Here is an 18,517-nt window from a genome sequence, read left to right on the forward strand (position 1 = left end):
CTCGATTGGGCGCCCGGCGCCGGTGATGGCACGATGACCTCGACGTGGGCCAGATGTTGTCCGCCGGTCGGGGAACTTTGCTGTTGACCGTAGGAAGGCGTGCGCGGCCGTCAGGCGCGCGCAGGCCGTAAGGAGTTCGCCATGTTTGCACGCTCGACATTCACCACGCGCCGGGCCGGCGCCGCCGCTGTGGCGCTCGCCGCCCTGGGTGGCGCGGCGGTGGTGATCCTCGGTCCGGCGGCGCCCGCCGGGCAGGCCGCGCCGGACCCGTGCGCTGCCAGCGAGGTCGCCAAGACCGCAGGTGCAGTGGCCACGAACACCGGTACGTACCTGGAGACCCATCCGCAGACGAACCAGGCGCTGACGCTGATCGCCAAGCAGCAGGGCGGGGCCCAGTCGCTCGGCGCGTTCAAGTCCTACTTCGACGCGAACCCGCTCGTGCAAGCGGACCTGCAGCGCCTGCAGCAGCCGCTGGTGTCCCTGGCGGCCCGGTGTCAACTGCCGGTGACGTTGCCGCAGATGCTGGGGCTGGTGCAGGCGGTCTCGCCGGGAGCCGCTGCAGCAGCCTCCCCGGCCGCCACGAGCATGGGCGCCGGGGCCGCCGAAGCTGCCCCCGCCGCGCCGGGAGACGACTCCGGAGATGTCGCGGCGACCCCTCTACGCTGAGGGTTTTTCTCACCATCCGTTAATTGCTCGGCAGGAAAGTCGGCTACCGGTCTGCTTAGCTTTCTAGGATGGTCTGCAGACCGGCCCGACAGGAGCCGGCTCTCACCTAAAGCTGAAGGAGACTTCATGTTGATCTCGGGTCCCATCCTGCGCCGCGCCGTTGCCGGCGCTCTGGGCGCGGGCGCGGTCGCCGGCGCCTCGTTGTTCTGTGCGATGCCGATGGCGTCCGCGCAGCCTGCGTTGCCGCCGAACTGCACCGCGGCGGACTTCTCCGGAGTCGCCTCCGGCGTCTCGGCGTCGACCTCGGCGTACCTGTTCACCCACCCGCAGGTCAACGATTTCTTCTCGGGCCTGCAGGGCCTGCCGATGGAGGAGCTGCGGCCCAAGGTGGTCGACTACATGAACGCCAACCCCCAGGTCAAAGCCGAGATGACGGCTATTCGTCAGCCGCTGATCGACATCAAGAACCGGTGTGGCTTCTCGGAGCGTGACACCAACGGACCGCTGTTCCCGTAGGCGCCATGCGAGACAGGGTGGACGCTTCGCCCACCCGTGGAGGGGAGCTGTCCGCCCAGGACGGCGCGGGTCGGACGGTGCTGATGGTGGATGACGATCCGGATGTCCGGACGTCGGTGGCGCGCGGTCTGCGCCATTCCGGGTTCGACGTCAGGGTCGCGGCGACGGGCAAGGAAGCACTGCGGCTGTTGTCGAGTGAGTCGCACGACGCGCTGGTGCTCGACGTCCAGATGCCCGAGCTCGACGGGGTCGCGGTGGTGACGGCGTTGCGCGCGCTCGGCAACGACATCCCGATCTGTGTGCTGTCGGCGCGCGACACCGTCAACGACCGCATCGCGGGCCTGGAGGCCGGCGCCGACGACTACCTGACCAAACCGTTCGATCTGGGTGAACTGGTGGCGCGGCTGCACGCGCTGCTGCGGCGTGCGCATCACTCCGATCCGATGTCGGACACGATGACGGTGGGTTCGCTGACCATCGACACGTCGCGCCGGCTGGTGTTCGTCGCCGGGGAGCGTGTCGAGCTGACCAAGCGGGAGTTCGACCTGCTCGCCGCGTTGGCCGAGAACGCCGGCGTGGTGCTTAGCCGGCAGCGACTGCTGGAGCTGGTGTGGGGCTACGACTTCGACGTCGACACCAACGTCGCCGACGTGTTCGTGTCCTATCTGCGGCGCAAGCTCGAGCGTGACGGCCTTCCACGCGTCATCCACACCGTGCGCGGCATCGGCTACGTGCTGCGGGAGGAGCCGTGAGAAGCCTGCTCCCGGGCACACGGTGAGGCTTCCACGCGCCTTCCGCTCCGCCTCGCTGCGCACCCGGGTCGCCATCGCGTCGGCCGCAGCGGCGGCCGCGGTCGTGGCGGCGTTCACGATTCTGACCTCGCTCGTGCTGGCCAACAACGACGCCGCGCAGCTCGATCGCCGGCTCGATGCGATCGTCGACGCCAGCGTGTATCCCGAGCAGCTGACCGATCAGCGGCGCGGCGTGCTGCAGACGGGCCGGTCGCGGTCCTCGGGGCAGGTGGTCTATCAGCGCGGCTTCCAGCTTCCCGCATTGGCTCCTGGCACCGAGACCGTCACGGTCAACGGGGTCGAGTACCGGGTCCGCACGCTGCCGGTCGACCAGAACGGCGGCGTCCTGATGTCGATCGGCATCCGTGCCGACAGCATCCTGCTCAATCGGGCCCGGGTGCCGCTCTACATCGCGGTCGGTGTGGTGACCGTGCTGATCGCCGCCGGGCTGGGGTGGCTTCTGGCCGGGCCCGCGATCCGGCCGCTGCGCCGGCTCACCGAACACACCAAGCAGCTGGGCAAGGGTTCGGAGAGCATCCCGGCGGTGCGTGGGGTACGCGAGGCCGAAGATCTGTCCGAGGCGATGAGCGCGATGCTCAACCGCCTCGCCGCGGCGCAGCGCGCCACCACGAATTCGCTCCAGGCCGCGCAGGACTTCGCCGCCAACGCCGCCCATGAACTGCGCACCCCGTTGACCGCGATGCGCGCGGACCTGGACACGCTGCGCATCCACGACCTCCCTGCTGAGGAGCGCGCCGAGGTGGTGGGCGACCTGTCGCGCGCCCAGCGCCGGGTGGAAGGCATCATCACCGCGCTGGGCCAGCTGGCGTCCGGCCAACTGGCCCAGGCCGAGGACCGCGAAGTGATCGACGTGACGGACATGCTCGACCGGGTGGCCCGGGAGAACATGCGGGTCAACCGCGACGTCACGATCGAGGTGCACGCCGCCGACACCCTGGGCTTCATTCTCGGCTGGCCGGGCGGGCTGCGGCTGGCGGTCGACAACCTGGTGCGCAACGCGATCACCCACGGCCAGGCCACCCGGATCGTGCTGGCCGCCTACCGGCGCGACAATCTGCTGACGATCGTGGTCGACGACAACGGACGCGGGCTGCCCGTCGACGAGCACGAGACCGTGCTGGGACGCTTCTCCCGTGGCAGCAACGCCTCTCCGGGTGGCTCGGGTCTGGGGCTGGCGCTCGTCGCGCAGCAGGCCGCCCTGCACGGCGGCGCCATCGAGCTGTCCGACGGTCCCCTCGGTGGTCTACGCGCCACCCTCACGGTGTCGACAGAGCCTGTGCCGCAGGACGATTCAGAGGACTGATCGAGCGATCGCCCGCCAGCCGAGCAGCAGAGCCGCGGTGGTGAGTGTGGCGACGACGATGAAGCTGGCCGCAGTGCCCTGCCCGCTGACCTTGCGCAGCAGCATTCCGACCACGACGGTCGCGACCCACACCGCGACACCCGTCGGCAGCAGCGCCACCGGGCGCCGCCACGCGCGGGCGAGCAGCCAGCCGAGCGACGTGCCGGCCAGGAACGGCCACGCCGTCTCCGCCACCCCCGCCACGGTCACCCCCTCGGCGTGACTGCGGCGCCCGATCGCGCAGAACACCAGCACGCACACCACGTCGGCGGCCAGCGCTGCCGGTGCGCGGCTACCGGTCCGCATAGGTCATCAGGTCGTCCTGCAGCGGCATGACATCGCGTTGCGGCTTCACGTCAGCGGCGGGCGGCAGCGGCACCGGGCGCCCCGCGGTCAGCGCGTCCTGCGAGTCGGGCACCCTGCCCTGCAGGTCGAACGACGAGAACACGAACGGCAGACCGTCCGAACGCAACGGGTCCGGTGTGCTCATCACGTGGAAGTGCAGGTGCGGGGCGTCGGTGTTGCCGGTGTTGCCCAGATGGGCCAGCGGCTGCCCGGCGGTGAGGCGGTCGCCGGGTTTGACCGTGATGCTGCCCGTCTGCAGGTGGGCGTAGAGCGCGTAGTTGCCGCCGCCGAGGTCCTGCACGACGTGGTTGCCCGGGTACTGGTTCAGCGTCAGTCCCACGGGCGCGGCGCCCGGCGTCTCCTCCGCCATCCCGTCGACCACCGCGACCACCGGCCCGTCGGCGACGGCGTGCACGTCGGTGCCGTAGTACGGGTAGCTGCCGAGGTCCGACGGCGCGCCGGTGAACAGCTTGCCGTCGGGCATCAGCTGCAGGTAGTCGATCGCGAATCGTTCTGCGGCCCAGGTCTTTCCGTTGATCGGATTGAGCGCACCGCGATGCCCGGAGATGCCGCAGCAGCCGTCCCCGTCGAGCCAGTTGGGCCCCGACAGCGGCGGTGCGATGACGATCGGTTTCCGCGTCTGCACGGCCACCGGCGCCACCTCTTCGACCATCGCGGCCGGGATCAGCGGCGGCTGAGGCTGTCGCACCGAGACGCCGAGCGCGTGGACAAGGCGCTCCGGTGCCGGGGTACCGGCGGGCAGCGCGACGTCCAGCCACACGTGTGCCGTCTGAGCGGGCCCGAGAACGCCTGTGGGAGCGGGGATTCCGGCCAACCGGGTGGCTGCGGTGAGCTGGTCGGCGGGCAGCGTCAGCAGGGTCTGGTCGCCGGCGCGGACGTCCAGCGAGGTCAGCGACACCTCTTGCGAGAGCGTGTTGGTCAGCATGAGTTCGTAGACCAGGTGCGTCTTGCCGTCGGTCGCGGGCACCGGGATGGGTTCGGCGACCGCCTGGGCCAGCACCGGGGTGAGCACCGAGGGTTCGGCGGGGCCGGGGGCTGGGGCGGCGCCGGCCGAGGTGGGCGTCGAGCTCGGCGGCGGGGCCGACGTCGAGCTGGCGGTGTCGGGGGCGGACGACTGCGAGCAGGCCGAGGAGAACACAGTGGCGGCAGCCACCGTCAGGACGGCGAGGGTTCTGGGGAACGTCATGACGCCTGCTGGGTCTCCTCGGGCGGTGGCGGATGCGGCGCATCCGGATCGGGGCTGAACTGCGGGCAGATCGGGTCGACGGCGGCCGGGGGAGCCGTGTCGGTCTCGTTCTCGGCGCGGACGTCGCTGTCGAGGTCCTTCTCGGTGCGGAACATGAAGAAGAACACCACCCACCCGATCGCGGCGATGAAGATCCAGCTGATCAGCCGGTAGATCAGCATCGCCGAGATCGCCGAGGCCAGCGACATGCCGCTCGACACCAGGCCGGGCACCAGCACCGCCTCCACGACCAGTAGCCCGCCGGGCATCAGCGGGATGGATCCGACCGCGCGCGCGGCGGCATAGGCCACGGTCACGCCCGCGAGCGACGGATGGCCTCCGGTCGCGTAGCAGGCGGCGAGCAGGCAGCCGACGTCGGCGATCCAGTTGAACAGCGACCAGCTGAACGCCGTCGACAGATCCCGGCGGCCCAGCTGCACCGACTCGAGCTGCTCCAGGATTTCCCGCCACTTGGTGAGTCCGGTGTCGGTGGGCCTGCCGCGCAGAGAGTTGAACCAGCTCAGCACCCGGGCTCCGATGCCGTCGATGAGCTCCGGGCGGGTCGCCACGGCCTGCGCCAGCAGCACCAGCGCCAGGAAACCGCCGAGCGAGAAGATCAGCGACAGAGGGTTCTTGCTGGCGCCGAGCAGGAAGGCGCCGCCGAGACCGAGCAGCGCCAGACCGACCACCTGCAGCACACCCGACATGACCAGCTGCCACGACGCCACCAGCGGGGACGCGCCCCACAACCGCTGCTGGCGGTAGATGAACGTCGCCGAGAGCACGGGGCCGCCCGGCATCGTGGTCGACAGGGCGTTGCCGGCGTAGAAGGCAGCCTCGCTGCGCCACTGATGGACGCGCACGCCGGCCGAGGCGAGCAGCGTTCGCTGGATCTGGGCGAAGCTGTGCATCGACGCCATCGCCGCCAGGGCCGCGACGCCGACCCACCACCAGTTCGCCGAGTACAGGCTCTTCCACGCTTTGGCCAGCTGATCGCGCACCAGCACCAGTTCGACGGTCAGCACGATGATCGCGACCGCGATGAGCACCCATCGCAGCCACCAGTACTTGCCCCGGGCGGGGCGCTCCGCGCCGGCGCCGGCCGCTTGCGGCTGCACCGGGGGAGCGTCGTGTGACACGCCCTACAGGGTAAGGCGTTGACCCGCCCGGACCCGAGCAGCGAAGCCGCAGCGGAAAGTGCCGTTACGCTACCGGAATGTCTGCGCGTCCGTTTGTGGACCCATCCGCCGACGAGTCGGTCAGCCCGCTGGTCCGCAAGGGTGCCGCGTGGGCGTGGCGCCTGCTCGTCATCTTCGGTGCCGTATTCGCGGCGCTGTGGGTGGTGGTGCAGGTCGAGGTCATCATCGTCCCCGTGGCGCTGGCCACTCTGGCCGCTGCGCTGCTGATGCCCGCGGTGGACTTCCTGGACCGCAGGGGGGCTCCGCGCGGTGGCGCGGTGGCGCTGATCCTGCTCGGCGGCATGGCGCTCGTCGGAGGTCTCCTCAGCTTCGTCGTCAGCCAGTTCATCGAGGGCGCCCCGGCGCTGGTCGACCAGGTCACCCGCAGCATCGACGGGGTGCGTCGCTGGTTGATCGACGGTCCCCTTGGCTTGAGCCGCGAGCAGATCGACAACGCGGGCAACGCGGCGATCGAGGCGCTGCGCAACAACCAGGAGAAGGTGACCAGCGGCGCGCTGTCCACCGCGGGCACCATCACCGAGATCCTCACCGGCGCGCTGCTGGTGCTGTTCACGCTGATCTTCCTGCTGCACGGCGGCCGCAACATCTTCGAGTTCGTCACCCGGATCTTCCCGACCGGTACTCGCACGCGGATTCGCGACGCGGGCCGTGCGGGCTTCCATTCACTGATCGGGTACGTCCGGGCCACGTTCCTCGTCGCGCTGGTCGACGCGCTCGGCATCGGGGTCGGGTTGGCGATCATGGGGGTGCCGCTGGCGTTGCCGCTGGCATCACTGGTGTTCCTGGGCGCGTTCATCCCGCTGGTCGGCGCCGTGATCACCGGCTTCCTCGCGGTGATCGTCGCGCTGCTGACGAAGGGCCTGATCTACGCACTGATCACCCTCGGTCTGATCCTCGCCGTCCAGCAGCTGGAAGGCCACGTGCTGCAGCCGCTGGTGATGGGCCGTGCCGTGTCGATCCACCCGCTGGCCGTCGTGCTCGCGATCGCCGGCGGCGGCGTGCTCGCCGGCATCGTCGGTGCGCTGCTCGCGGTCCCGGTGCTGGCGTTCCTCAACAGCGCGATCCGCGTGCTGGTCGCCGACGATCCCGCCGAGGCGGAGGCCGCCGCCCAGGCAGACGACGGGCCGGTGCTCAGTGCCGAACCCGACAGCGTCGAATCAGACGACGTCGAATCAGACGACGTCGAATCAGACGACGTCGAATCAGACGAGGCCGAGCACTAGCGCCTACAGGCGGCCTTCGCGACGCAGCAGCTCCTGCGCGCTCAATCCGCCTCCGCCGCGCCGGGGTGCGTCGCCCTCGGGTCGGGTGTTCAGCTTCTCGGTGGCCGTGTCCGCATCCGACGCGCGGGCAGTCGGGATCGCGCGGGTGGCGTCGTCCTCATCCTTGGGACCTTCATCGGGACGCTGCGCCGGGATCGCCGTCGTCGCATCGGCGGCACCGGGATCGGGCATTCCCCGGGTCGGCTCGCCGGATGGGCGCGGTGCGGCCGCGGGGGCGGCGGGCGCGCCGCCCGAACCCCGCAGATCACCGAGCCACGACTCGATCTCGCGGTCGTCGCGTGCAGGCGGGGTCGACGGCCCGGCGGGACGCTGTTGTCCCCGCTGGGTGACCGCGTCAGCGGCGCTGCTGACCGCGCTGCGGACGGCGTTCTTGGCCACCGACAGACGGGTGGTCTGCGGCTCGGAGTCCGGCACCGGCGGACGCGGCTGCGGTCCCGGCAGCCGTGTGGTGCCGGCACCTGACGGTCCGCCGGGGCGCGGTGCGGTGGCGATGCGGGTCGTCACACCCGCCCGGTCGGGAGCCGGGTGGCCGGGATCGTGCGGCGGCATCGGACGCGACGGCGCGGACACCGGTGCGCCGGCGCCGACGAGTGCCTCGGCGGGTGCGGGCTCGCGCACCGACGGGCGTTTGCGCTCGTCGGGCAGCTCGGTCTCGCCCAGGCCCATCTTCTCCTGGACCCGCTTCATCCAGCGCGGCGCCCACCAGCAATCGTCGCCGAGCAGCTTCATGATCGCGGGCACCAGGAACATCCGGATGATCGTCGCGTCGAGCAGCAGGGCGATCAGCAGACCGAACGCCAGGTACTTCATCATCACCAGGTCGGAGAATGCGAAGGCGCCCACGACGACGGCCAGCACCAGCGCAGCGCCGGTGATCAATCGGCCGGTGGTTGCGGTACCGATGCGGATCGACTCGGCGGTCGACATGCCCCGCGCCCGCGCCTCGACCATGCGGGACACCAGGAACACCTCGTAGTCGGTGGACAAGCCCCAGATCACCGCGATGATCAGTCCGATCATCGGCGCCATCAGTGGCTGCGGGGTGTAGTTCAGGATTCCGGAGCCATGGCCGTCCTCGACGAACATCCACGTCAGGATGCCCATGGTGGAGCCGAGGGTGAGCGCGCTCATCAACGCCGCCTTGATCGGCAGCACGATCGAGCCGAAGGCCAGGAACATCAGCACTGTCGTGGTCAGGATCAGCACCACCACCATCAGCGGAAGCTTGTCGAACAGGCTCTGGATGCTGTCCTGTGCCAGCGCTTGTGTTCCGCCGACCAAGACTGTCGTGCCACGCGGGGGCGACAACGCGCGTAGTGCGTCGATCTTCGCAGGGGCATCAGCGCTGTTGACCAGACCGTTCTGCAGAACCCGCACCGACGGATCCTTGCTGCCACCTTCTTGGACGGACCGTTCCTGCCACATCTTCGACGGCTCGTCGCTGTCGGTGAAACCGGGAACCGTCTCCGCCTTGGCCCGCAAGTCCGCGACCTGCTGATCGGTGACGGGCTGCCCGTTGTCGCTCTGGATCACCAGGGTCAGCGGTTCGGTGCGGTACGTGGGGAAGTCCTTGTCGAACTGCGCCTGTGCCATCCGCACCGGGTTGTCCGGTGGCAGGTATTTCTCGCTGTACCCGCCGAGGGCGAGCTGTCCGAGCGGGATCACCAACAGGATCATCACGACCAGGATCGGCGCCGCGAACGCGATGGGCCGCTTCATCACGACGTTGACCAGCCTGCCCCAGAAGCCCTTTTCGACTTCTTCCCGGGTCTTGGTCTTCTGGGTTTTCTCGGCCAGCCACTCGAGGTAGACGCGCATCGGCTTCCAGTTGCGGAAGAACGGCACCCGCAGCAGTGTCCGCACCCCGAGCGCGTCCACGTTGGAGCCCAGGATCCCGAGGGTCGCGGGCAGCACGGTGATCGACAGGAAGGCCGCCAGCAGCACCGACGCGATGATCGCGTAGGTGATCGACTTGAGGAAGCCCAGCGGGATGAGCAGCAGGGGAAGCGACGACGCCACGATGATCACCGCAGAGAACGCCACAGTGCGGCCTGAGGTCATCACCGCCCGCCGCACCGAGGCCTCCACGTCGTAGCCTTCGGCGAGTTCCTCTCGGAAGCGACTGACGATGAAAAGTCCGTAGTCGATGGCGATGCCGAACCCCATCATCGTCACGACGGGCTGGGCGAAGAAGTGCACGTCCATGAAGTCGGCGGTGAACCGCAGGATGCCGAGCGCGCCGCCGATCGTGAGGCCGCCGATGATCGCGGGCAAGGCGGCCGCGACGGCACCGCCGAAGACGAAGAACAGCACCACGGCCACAAGAGGAACGATGGCGAGCTCGGCGCGTTTCTGGTCGGTGGCGATGGTTCCGGTGAGCTCGCTGGCGATGGGGTTGAGGCCGGCGAGCTGGATATTGCCGTCGTTGATCTGGCGCAGCGCCGGTTCGACTGCCTGGTAGTTCTTCAGGATGGTGTCGTCGTTGTCACCTTGAAGCGGAATGGCGACGAAGGTTTTCGAGCCATCTTCTGTCTTCATCTGCTGCACGGTTTCGGACGTGCTGTCGGGTGCGCGCAGCCAGCCGACCCAGCTGACTATCTGGTCCTTGTTCTCGTCGACGACCTTGTTGAGCTCGCCGGTGACTTCCTTCTGCCAGGCCGGATCGGTCACCTTCTTACCGTCCGGGGGCGTCAGGATGGCTACGACATGGCTGAGACGGTCACGCCCGTACACCTCGTCGCCGAGCACCGAAGCCTTGACCGACTGACTGCCCTCATCAAAGAAACCGCTCTGGGTGACGTGGGCGCCCAACGAGGACCCGTAGACGCCGCCGCCCAGGCACAGTGCGACCATGACACCGATGACGATGTATCGGTACTGGTACACCGTTCGACCCCACCAGGCGAACACTTCAGCTCCTCAATAAGTCGTTGTTGAGTCTGTGATCATCGGCGCGCGCATCGCGACCGGGCTTTCCCACTGTTCTAGACACGAGACGCCAACAGTGAGGACAGCGGCCTGAATGGCTGCAGCCACGCGCCCTGCTCTGGCAGCGAATCGAGCCCGATTCGCGGTAGCGGCTCCCGGAAGACACCAGGGATGTCCTCCAGATCGACGAACTCCAAGGTATCCGACGCTAACGCCCAACTGGCATGTTCGCGAAATCCGAGAACCTGGACGGCGACCCCGTCACGGGCGATGTCTTCCAGCGGGAGGCGGAACGCCTGGCCGTCCGCGGACGCCACGATCAGGCCGGCCAGCCCCTCACTGCGGCGCAGTTCGATGTGCGCGAGCATGTCGGAGTCGACGTCGCTGTCCTCGTCGATCTTGGGTTTGGCGAAGACCGCGAACCCGACGTTGCGCAGTGCCTCGACCCACGGCCGGACGACGTCGGCGCTGCCCGGTGCGATGTTGGTGAACACCGTGGCCTCGGGCTCCAGGGGCGACCCCACCGGGTTCTGGGTCGACAGGTCGGCGGTACGGGCCAACAGCCAGCGGCCCAGCGCGTCGAAGCGGGGCCGGTGCGCGGCGGTCGGCCGGCCGCCGAGGATCCCGCCCAGTCCCATGTCGAGGTTGGGGGCGTCCCAGACGAGCAGCACCCGTGAGGGTGCGGCCGCGGTGCCGTCCTCGCCGGCGATGTGATCGGCGACGTCGCTGGTCAGGCTCATGACTTCGCCCACAGCAGCTCGGTGACGATCGGTCCGGCCAGCGCTTTGCGCTCGTATTTGGTCTCGGGGCGATCTACCGAGATGGGCAGGCCGGTCGCGTCGAGCTCGATCCGCGTCAACCGCGGTTCGGCGTCGCCGACCTCGGCGATCTGCTCGGCATAGCCCTGGTGGTCGGTGGCGGCGTGGAGGACGCCGCCGGGACGTAGCCGGTCGGCGATGAGCGCGACGGTGTCGGGCTGCAGCAGCCGGCGCTTGTGGTGACGGGCCTTGGGCCACGGATCGGGGAAGAAGACGCGCACCCCGGTCAGCGAGCCGGGCGCGAGCATGTGGGTGAGAACGTCGACGCCGTCGCCGCGGATCAGCCGGATGTTGCCGACGCCCTCGCGGTCGATGGCGGACAGCAGCTGGGCCAGTCCGCGTTTGTAGACCTCGACGGCGATCACGTCGAGGTCGGGCTCGGACTGGGCCATCGCCAGCGTCGACGTGCCGGTCCCGCAGCCGATCTCCAGCACCAGCGGGGCGTGCCTGCCGAACCAGGCATCGGTGTCCAGCGGCGCCGGGGGGTCGTCACCGGTGCGGGCCAGCAGACCCAGCTCGGGCCAGCGGTCCTCCCAGACGGCCTGTTGGCGATCGGAGATGGTGGATCGGCGGGCGCGGAAGCTGGTGACCCTGCGGGGGTGATGGACGGCCTGCGCAATGTCCCTGTCCACGTCCCCGTCGATGTCGTGCTCGACGTCGCTGGGACCTGGCATTCGCATCGATCCATCGTCGCTCATCGCGGACTCACTCCCTGCATCGTGTTACAGATTGATACCCAACAGTTGCCTTCGGCTGGTATGCGCCGGCCCGCGCGGAATTGGTGCGTCGAGCAGGCCTATTCGGATGTCACGATCACCTGACAGGCGGGCGGGGGTCTGCCGGAGGGGGCGGGGGGATGCCGGGTCAGCTGGCCGATGTGGTGGCCGCCATGGCCGCCGCCGAACCCGATCCCGACGTCGCCGCCGTCGAGCGACTGTTGCGTGCGCCTGTCAGCGTAGCTGTGCGGGGACGCGCCGGGGTGGGCTGCAGGACGGTGGCCGGGGCGCTGGGCGTCCCGGTCGGGGCGCCGGGGGACACCGCGGACGTCGACGTTCTCGTCGTCGCCGAGACGGTGACCGAGGAGGACCGCGCGGGCGTGACGGACTCGACGGTGGTGGTACTGAACAAGGCCGACCTGGGCGGAGCCGACGCGGGTGGTCCGTTGCGGGCCGCGCAGGCCGTGGCCGCCGAGCTCGAGACGCTTCTGCGCTGCCCGGTGATTCCGATGGTCGCGCTGCTGGGCGGTGTGCGGATCGATGAAGACGACGTCACCGCGCTGCGGGCGCTGGTGGCGACACCGGCCGACGTCTCCACCGTGGATGCGTTCTCGGCCTGCCCGCACCCGTTGCCCGCCGACGTGCGCCGGGATCTGATGGACCGGCTGGACCGCTTCGGGCTGGCGCACGCGATCCTCGCCGTGTCGGACGGGGCGGCCCCGGCCGAGGTGACCGCGCGGCTGCGGGCGCTCGGCGGCGCCGACGCCGTGCGCTCCGCGATCGACCGGGCCACCACGAGGGTCCGCTACCGGCGCTGCCTGACGGCGGTCCACATGCTGCGGGTGCTCGCCGCCGACCGGGGCGACGAGCGGCTCGCGGCGCATCTGGACGGTGACGACGCCGTCTTTGCGGTGATGACGGCGGCCGTCGACGTCGTGGAGGCCTCCGGCGCGACGGTGGATCGCGGCGACGACGTCGGCGCCCACACCCGCCGGGCCCTGCGCTTTTATCACCTGTCACGCGGTCCGCTCGACCCGCTGCACCGGCGCTGTGCCGCCGACATCACCCGCGGCAGCCTGCGGCTGGTCGAGGCGTGCGGTGGCTGAGCCGGTGCGCGTCGACATCCGGGTCGACGCGGTGTTGGTCGCCGGGGCCGCACGGGCCGGGGTGACGAGCGTCGCCGACGGCCTCCGGACGCGGATGCCCGACCGCCGGTTCGTCGAGGCACGTGAGCTGCTGCCCGGTCAGGTGCCCGTCGCCGTGGTGTGGGTGGTGTCGGCCACCGCGCCGATGACCTCTGCCGAGAGCGTGCGGGCCGCAGCGGTCACCGCGCACACCGACGCCGTCGTCGCCGTCGTGAACAAGATCGACGACCACCGCGGCTGGCGGCGGGTGCTGACCGTCAACGAGACCCGGGTGCCCGGCGCCAGCTGGGTGGCGGCCGCTGCAGCGCCGCGGCTCGGGCCACCACGTCTGGATGACCTGGCGGCCACGCTCACGGCGCACCTGGCCGATCCGACGCTGGCCCGGCGCAATGCCGCACGCTCCCGGGAGGCGCAGCGGGCCGAGCAGGCGCGCTGGCGCCAGCAGCTGCACCAGCTGCGGTTCGAGCTGACGTCGGCGGTGCGGCACCACTGCATCGCGGCGCGTGCCGACCTGCTCGCGGAGGTGTCGACGATGCGCAGCGGCGCTGAGGTTCAGGTCCGTGTCCGTGATCGGTCCGCGGCGGTACGCGCCGACGTCGAGACGACGCTGGAGGCGAAGACCGGGACCCAACCCTCCCTGCCGTCGTGGCGTCCGCCGACGCTGCCGCCGCCTGTCGGACGTCGGCTGGAAACCCAGCTGATGATCGTGCTGGGCGCGGGCTTCGGCGTCGGGGCGGCGCTGGCGGTGGCCCGGCTGACCGCGACGGTGACGACGGGGCCGGGCTGGGCGGCCGCGGCGGGCGGGCTGGCCGGTGTGGCGCTCACGGCGTGGGTGGTGCGGGCCCGGGGGCTTCTCCAGGATCGCGCGCGATGGGAGCGCTGGGCGGGCGATGCCGTCGCGGCGTTGCGTGTCGAATTGGAGGATGCCGTGGCGGTCCGATTGGTCGCTCTCGAGAGCTCCCCGGGTGCCCTCGTGGACGCCGGACACGACGGATTTCGTGGTTACCGAGCGGTAGCTGGCCGCCCCGTGCCGAGAATGACCTCTTCTGAATCGTTCCTGTGAGTGATCGGACATGATCCTGGATTTCCTCGGGTATGTCACCCGCGTTAACCTCGAAGGTCAGGAGGGTCGGCGGTGGTTTGTCAAGACCTCGGACAGGTCGGTGGCGACGGCGTACGTTCCTCCACAAGTTTTCATTCGGGGTTCACCAGGCCAACGCGCAGGAACAGTGCAGGAGACGACTAGCCAATGACCGCAGCGACCATTCCGGGACTGGATTCCGCACCCACGAAGCACGAGGGGCTGCTCGCCTGGGTTCGGGAGATCGCCGAGCTGACACAGCCCGACCGCGTCGCATGGGCGGACGGCTCCGAGGAGGAGTACCAGCGCCTGTGCGATCAGCTCGTCGCGGCCGGCACCTTCCAGAAGCTGAACCCCGAGAAGAAGCCGAACTCCTACCTGGCGCTCTCGGACCCGTCGGACGTGGCGCGCGTGGAGTCGCGGACGTTCATCTGCAGCGAGCGGGAGATCGACGCCGGGCCCACCAACAACTGGATGGACCCCGCCGAGATGCGGGAGCTGATGACTCCGCTGTACCGCGGCAGCATGCGTGGCCGCACCATGTGGGTGGTGCCCTTCTGCATGGGACCGATTGACGCCGAGGACCCCAAGCTCGGTGTGGAGATCACTGACAGCGAGTACGTCGTGGTCTCGATGCGGACGATGACCCGGATGGGCGCGGCGGCGCTGGAGAAGATGGGTGACGACGGCTTCTTCGTCAAGGCGCTGCACTCGATCGGTGCGCCGCTGGAGCCGGGCCAGGAGGACGTGCCGTGGCCGTGCAACGACACGAAGTACATCACCCACTTCCCCGAGACCCGCGAGATCTGGAGCTACGGCTCGGGCTACGGCGGCAACGCGCTGCTGGGCAAGAAGTGCTACTCGCTGCGCATCGCCTCGGCGATGGCGCACGACGAGGGCTGGCTCGCCGAGCACATGCTGATCCTCAAGCTGATCTCGCCGGAGAACAAGGCGTACTACATCGCCGCGGCGTTCCCGTCGGCGTGCGGTAAGACCAACCTCGCGATGCTGCAGCCCACCATCCCGGGCTGGCGCGCCGAGACCGTCGGCGACGACATCGCGTGGATGCGCTTCGGCAAGGACGGCCGGCTCTACGCCACCAACCCCGAGTTCGGGTTCTTCGGCGTCGCACCGGGCACCAACTGGGACTCCAACCCGAACGCGATGAAGACGATCGCGGCGGGCAACACCGTCTTCACCAACGTCGCCAAGACCGATGACGGTGACGTGTGGTGGGAGGGCCTCGAGGGCGAGCCCGACCACCTGATCGACTGGAAGGGCAACGACTACATCCTCCGGGAGACGGAAACCAAAGCGGCCCATCCGAATTCGCGCTACTGCACGCCGATCTCGCAGTGCCCGACGCTGGCACCCGAGTGGGACGACCCGCAGGGTGTGCCGATCTCGGCGATCCTGTTCGGCGGCCGCCGCAAGACCACGGTGCCGCTGATCACCGAGGCCCGCGACTGGCAGCACGGCGTGTTCATCGGCGCCACGCTCGGCTCCGAGCAGACCGCTGCCGCCGAGGGCAAGGTCGGCACCGTGCGCCGCGACCCGATGGCGATGCTGCCGTTCCTGGGCTACAACGTCGGCGACTACTTCCAGCACTGGATCAACATCGGCAAGGAAGCCGACGAGTCCAAGCTTCCGAAGGTGTTCTTCGTCAACTGGTTCCGTCGCGGCGCCGACGGCCGCTTCCTGTGGCCGGGCTTCGGGGAGAACAGCCGCGTGCTCAAGTGGGCCATCGAGCGCATCGAGCACCAGGCCGACGGCAAGAGCACCCCGATCGGCATCGTGCCGACGGCCCAGGATCTCGACCTCGACGGGCTGGACGTGTCGGCCGCTGACGTCGACGAGGCGTTGCAGGTCAAGCCCGAGGAGTGGCGCAAGGAGCTGCCGCTGATCGAGGAGTGGTTCTCCTTCGTCGGCGAGAAGCTGCCGACGGGCATCAAGGACGAGTTCGACGCGCTGAAGACCCGCCTCTCCGAAGCCGAGTAGGCAGGTCCGTCGCCTTCTCCCGGCGCTCCCAAGTGCGCCGCGAGCACGCGCCGACTGCCTGCTTGACACCTGTCAACTAAGTCGACGTATCCTCTGTCCATGCAGATCCGCGACACCGCTGTTGCCACTCCTGACAAGCCCGCGATCATCATGTATCCGTCCGGAGCGGTGGTGACGTTCGGCGAGCTCGAGGCCCGGGCCAACCGGCTGGCGCACCTGTTTCGCGAGGCTGGTCTGGTCGAGGGCGATGCGGTCGCCATCGTGATGGAGAACAACCAGCACATGCACGCGGTCATGTGGGCCGCGCGCCGCGCCGGGCTGTACTACGTCCCCATCAACACCCACCTGACCGCCGCGGAGGCGGCTTACATCATCGACAACAGCTCGGCCAAGGCGATCGTCGGGTCGGGCAAACTCGCCGACACTCTCGCCGGGCTGGTGGCCGAGTTGCCGAATGGACTGCCGTCGGTGCGCCTCATCGCCGACGCCACCCTCGACGGCTGGCAGAGCTATCCGGAATGCGTTGCCGGACAGCCCGATACACCGATCGACGACGAGATCGAGGGTGACCTCCTGCAGTATTCGTCGGGCACCACCGGTCGTCCGAAAGGCATCAAGCGCGCGCTGCCGCACGTCCCGCCGTCGGAGGCGCCGGGTCTGATGGCGGCCCTGGTGCAGTTCTGGATGCACCCCGACGCCGTCTATCTCAGCCCCGCACCGCTGTATCACACCGCTCCGTCGGTGTGGTCGATGCAGACCCAAGCCGGCGGCATCACGACGGTGGTGATGGAGAAGTTCGACGCCGAGGGCGCGTTGGACGCGATCGCCACGCACAAGGTCACGCACGGTCAGTTCGTGCCGGTCATGTTCACCCGGATGCTCAAGCTGCCCGAGGAAGTGCGCGCCTCCTATGACGTGTCCAGCCTGCAGCGCGTGATGCACGCCGCCGCGCCGTGTCCTGTGGACATCAAGAAGCAGATGATCGACTGGTGGGGGCCGATCGTCGACGAGTACTACGCGTCTTCGGAGGCGCACGGTTCCACGCTGATCTTCGCCGAGGACTGGTTGACGCATCCGGGGTCGGTCGGCAAGCCGATGGCCGGTGTCGTTCACATTCTCGACGAGGACGGCAAGGAGCTCCCGCCCGGAGCGCCGGGCGAGATCTATTTCGAGGGCGGCAACGACTTCGAGTACCTCAACGATCCCGACAAGACCGAGAAGTCCCGGGATCCGCGCGGCTGGAAGACGGTGGGCGACATCGGATATCTCGACGACGACGGCTTCCTGTACCTCACCGACCGCCGGCACCACATGATCATTTCCGGTGGCGTGAACATCTACCCCCAGGAAGCCGAGAACCTTCTCGTCACCCATCCGAAGGTGATGGACGCGGCCGTCTTCGGGATTCCCGACGACGAGATGGGCCAGCAGGTGAAGGCCGTCGTGCAGACCGTCGACCCCGCCGACGCCACCGACGACTTCGCCGGCGAACTGATCGCGTGGCTGCGGGATCGGTTGGCGCACTACAAGTGCCCGCGATCGCTGTCCTTCGAGGCGCAGCTTCCGCGCACCGATACCGGCAAGCTGTACAAGCAGGAGCTGATCGCGAAGTACAGCTGACTCAGCGCTGCCGCGCCGGCCGGATGATCATCTCGTTGACGTCCACCTCGGCCGGCTCGCCGACGGCATAGGCGATGGCGCGGGCGATCGAATCCGGCGGTATCGCTGCCGCCCGATAGTCTTTCATGGCTGCAGCCGCGGTGGAATCGGTGATGGTGTCGGCCAGTTCGGACTCGACGACGCCGGGGGACACCGTCGTCACCCGGATCGAAGGGTCCACCTCGAGACGCAACCCCTCGGTGATCGCCCACGCCGCGTATTTGGTGGCGCAGTAGACGGCCCCGGTGGGCACCACCTCGTGCGCGCCGATGGAGGCGACGGTGATGAAGTGGCCGGCGCCTTGACGCTGGAAATGCGGCAGGGTCGCGGCGATTCCGTGGAGCAGGCCGCGCACATTGACGTCGATCATCATGTCCCACTGGTCGACCAGCAGTGCGTCGAGGCGCGACAGCGGCATGACCCCGGCGTTGTTGACGATCACGTCCACCCGTCCGTGGGAGGCGACGGTCTGGTCGACGAACGCGGTCATCGCCGCGCGATCGGTGACGTCGAGCGGGCGAACCTCGATGCTGCCGCCGCGCCCCGTGATGCGCTCTGCCAGGGCCTCGAGCCGGTCGGTCCGGCGAGCGCCGGCGACGACGTGATGGCCTTCGGCGGCAAGCCTTTCGGCGACAGCCTCGCCGATCCCGCTGCTGGCTCCGGTGACGATGATGATCTTCGAATCGTTCATGACACGAGCTTCATCGCCGGATCGGTCCACAGCCAGGGTGCGGTACACCCTGCCTGGCGGCAGCGGATTTCC

The 18,517-nt window shown here is 69.2% G+C and carries 16 protein-coding genes; 9 read left to right on the forward strand and 7 right to left on the reverse strand.

Features of this window, described 5'->3' with window-relative positions; translation table 11 throughout:
- Positions 1 to 141 precede the first annotated feature (141 nt).
- The 4 genes from ACZY1G_RS01470 to ACZY1G_RS01485 all read left to right on the forward strand — a co-directional run bounded on the left by ACZY1G_RS01470 (position 142) and on the right by ACZY1G_RS01485 (position 3,297).
- Entirely contained in the window at positions 142 to 666 is a 525-nt protein-coding gene (locus ACZY1G_RS01470) for a hemophore (RefSeq protein ID WP_463821405.1), read from the forward strand.
- A 126-nt stretch (positions 667 to 792) separates the two neighbouring features.
- Positions 793 to 1,182: a heme-binding protein gene (locus ACZY1G_RS01475; protein WP_463813257.1), complete on the forward strand. Its 390-nt coding sequence runs from the start codon at positions 793 to 795 to the stop codon at positions 1,180 to 1,182.
- Positions 1,183 to 1,187: 5 nt separating this feature from the next.
- Positions 1,188 to 1,934 (forward strand): response regulator transcription factor, encoded by a 747-nt coding sequence (locus ACZY1G_RS01480; RefSeq protein ID WP_335331443.1) that lies wholly within the window; start codon positions 1,188 to 1,190, stop codon positions 1,932 to 1,934.
- 22 nt (positions 1,935 to 1,956) lie between these two features.
- Positions 1,957 to 3,297, forward strand: a complete 1,341-nt coding sequence (locus ACZY1G_RS01485; RefSeq protein WP_463813258.1) for a HAMP domain-containing sensor histidine kinase — start codon at positions 1,957 to 1,959, stop codon at positions 3,295 to 3,297.
- On the opposite strand, the gene ACZY1G_RS01490 is transcribed toward ACZY1G_RS01485, so the two are convergent.
- From ACZY1G_RS01490 to ACZY1G_RS01500, 3 genes are read right to left on the reverse strand one after another with little or no spacing between them, the layout of a single operon-like run.
- Complete coding sequence (locus tag ACZY1G_RS01490; RefSeq protein ID WP_463821406.1) at positions 3,286 to 3,642, reverse strand: DUF3054 domain-containing protein; 357 nt, start codon at positions 3,640 to 3,642, stop codon at positions 3,286 to 3,288. The genes ACZY1G_RS01485 and ACZY1G_RS01490 overlap by 12 nt on opposite strands.
- Positions 3,629 to 4,888, reverse strand: coding sequence for a M23 family metallopeptidase (locus ACZY1G_RS01495; protein ID WP_463821407.1), 1,260 nt, complete (start codon positions 4,886 to 4,888; stop codon positions 3,629 to 3,631). The genes ACZY1G_RS01490 and ACZY1G_RS01495 overlap by 14 nt, the downstream gene beginning before the upstream one ends.
- Positions 4,885 to 6,066 (reverse strand): lysylphosphatidylglycerol synthase transmembrane domain-containing protein, encoded by a 1,182-nt coding sequence (locus ACZY1G_RS01500; protein ID WP_463813262.1) that lies wholly within the window; start codon positions 6,064 to 6,066, stop codon positions 4,885 to 4,887. The genes ACZY1G_RS01495 and ACZY1G_RS01500 overlap by 4 nt, the downstream gene beginning before the upstream one ends.
- 77 nt (positions 6,067 to 6,143) lie before the next feature.
- Here ACZY1G_RS01500 and ACZY1G_RS01505 point away from each other — a divergent pair, with 77 nt between their 5' ends.
- Positions 6,144 to 7,349, forward strand: a complete 1,206-nt coding sequence (locus ACZY1G_RS01505) for an AI-2E family transporter (RefSeq protein WP_463821408.1) — start codon at positions 6,144 to 6,146, stop codon at positions 7,347 to 7,349.
- Between the two features lie 3 nt (positions 7,350 to 7,352).
- Here the strand turns inward: ACZY1G_RS01505 and mmpL3 are convergent, their stop codons facing one another.
- The 3 genes from mmpL3 to trmB all read right to left on the reverse strand — a co-directional run bounded on the left by mmpL3 (position 7,353) and on the right by trmB (position 11,853).
- Positions 7,353 to 10,319 carry a trehalose monomycolate exporter MmpL3 gene (gene mmpL3 / locus ACZY1G_RS01510; protein ID WP_463821409.1) on the reverse strand — a complete coding sequence of 989 codons (2,967 nt, stop codon included), beginning with the start codon at positions 10,317 to 10,319 and terminating at the stop codon, positions 7,353 to 7,355.
- 74 nt (positions 10,320 to 10,393) lie between these two features.
- Positions 10,394 to 11,077, reverse strand: a complete 684-nt coding sequence (locus tag ACZY1G_RS01515; RefSeq protein WP_463813265.1) for an NYN domain-containing protein — start codon at positions 11,075 to 11,077, stop codon at positions 10,394 to 10,396.
- Positions 11,074 to 11,853: a tRNA (guanosine(46)-N7)-methyltransferase TrmB gene (trmB, locus tag ACZY1G_RS01520; RefSeq protein ID WP_463821410.1), complete on the reverse strand. Its 780-nt coding sequence runs from the start codon at positions 11,851 to 11,853 to the stop codon at positions 11,074 to 11,076. The genes ACZY1G_RS01515 and trmB overlap by 4 nt, the downstream gene beginning before the upstream one ends.
- Before the next feature lie 158 nt (positions 11,854 to 12,011).
- Between trmB and ACZY1G_RS01525 the strand changes: the two genes are divergently transcribed.
- The 4 genes from ACZY1G_RS01525 (at position 12,012) to fadD4 (ending at position 17,715) form a co-directional block, all read left to right on the forward strand.
- A complete protein-coding gene (locus tag ACZY1G_RS01525) occupies positions 12,012 to 12,977 on the forward strand; it encodes a hypothetical protein (RefSeq protein WP_463821411.1) in 966 nt (321 codons plus the stop codon).
- Positions 12,970 to 14,079, forward strand: coding sequence for a hypothetical protein (locus tag ACZY1G_RS01530; RefSeq protein WP_463821412.1), 1,110 nt, complete (start codon positions 12,970 to 12,972; stop codon positions 14,077 to 14,079). The genes ACZY1G_RS01525 and ACZY1G_RS01530 overlap by 8 nt, the downstream gene beginning before the upstream one ends.
- Before the next feature lie 186 nt (positions 14,080 to 14,265).
- The gene (locus ACZY1G_RS01535) at positions 14,266 to 16,095 is read left to right on the forward strand and encodes a phosphoenolpyruvate carboxykinase (GTP) (RefSeq protein WP_463813269.1); all 1,830 of its coding nucleotides are present in this window, start codon (positions 14,266 to 14,268) and stop codon (positions 16,093 to 16,095) included.
- Positions 16,096 to 16,194: 99 nt separating this feature from the next.
- Positions 16,195 to 17,715, forward strand: coding sequence for a fatty-acid--CoA ligase FadD4 (fadD4, locus tag ACZY1G_RS01540; RefSeq protein ID WP_463821413.1), 1,521 nt, complete (start codon positions 16,195 to 16,197; stop codon positions 17,713 to 17,715).
- Position 17,716: 1 nt separating this feature from the next.
- Here the strand turns inward: fadD4 and ACZY1G_RS01545 are convergent, their stop codons facing one another.
- The gene (locus tag ACZY1G_RS01545; protein ID WP_463813271.1) at positions 17,717 to 18,445 is read right to left on the reverse strand and encodes an SDR family oxidoreductase; all 729 of its coding nucleotides are present in this window, start codon (positions 18,443 to 18,445) and stop codon (positions 17,717 to 17,719) included.
- Positions 18,446 to 18,517: the final 72 nt, after the last annotated feature.

The organism is Mycobacterium sp. IDUB_5 (assembly GCF_055419565.1).

Coding starts and splice junctions, on each gene's coding strand:
- ACZY1G_RS01470 (WP_463821405.1), top strand. CDS start 142: ATGTTTGCACGCTCGACATTCACCACGCGCCGGGCCGGCGCCGCCGCT.
- ACZY1G_RS01475 (WP_463813257.1), top strand. CDS start 793: ATGTTGATCTCGGGTCCCATCCTGCGCCGCGCCGTTGCCGGCGCTCTG.
- ACZY1G_RS01480 (WP_335331443.1), top strand. CDS start 1,188: ATGCGAGACAGGGTGGACGCTTCGCCCACCCGTGGAGGGGAGCTGTCC.
- ACZY1G_RS01490 (WP_463821406.1), bottom strand. CDS start 3,642: ATGCGGACCGGTAGCCGCGCACCGGCAGCGCTGGCCGCCGACGTGGTG.
- ACZY1G_RS01495 (WP_463821407.1), bottom strand. CDS start 4,888: ATGACGTTCCCCAGAACCCTCGCCGTCCTGACGGTGGCTGCCGCCACT.
- ACZY1G_RS01505 (WP_463821408.1), top strand. CDS start 6,144: ATGTCTGCGCGTCCGTTTGTGGACCCATCCGCCGACGAGTCGGTCAGC.
- ACZY1G_RS01515 (WP_463813265.1), bottom strand. CDS start 11,077: ATGAGCCTGACCAGCGACGTCGCCGATCACATCGCCGGCGAGGACGGC.
- trmB (WP_463821410.1), bottom strand. CDS start 11,853: ATGAGCGACGATGGATCGATGCGAATGCCAGGTCCCAGCGACGTCGAG.
- ACZY1G_RS01525 (WP_463821411.1), top strand. CDS start 12,012: ATGCCGGGTCAGCTGGCCGATGTGGTGGCCGCCATGGCCGCCGCCGAA.
- ACZY1G_RS01535 (WP_463813269.1), top strand. CDS start 14,266: ATGACCGCAGCGACCATTCCGGGACTGGATTCCGCACCCACGAAGCAC.
- fadD4 (WP_463821413.1), top strand. CDS start 16,195: ATGCAGATCCGCGACACCGCTGTTGCCACTCCTGACAAGCCCGCGATC.
- ACZY1G_RS01545 (WP_463813271.1), bottom strand. CDS start 18,445: ATGAACGATTCGAAGATCATCATCGTCACCGGAGCCAGCAGCGGGATC.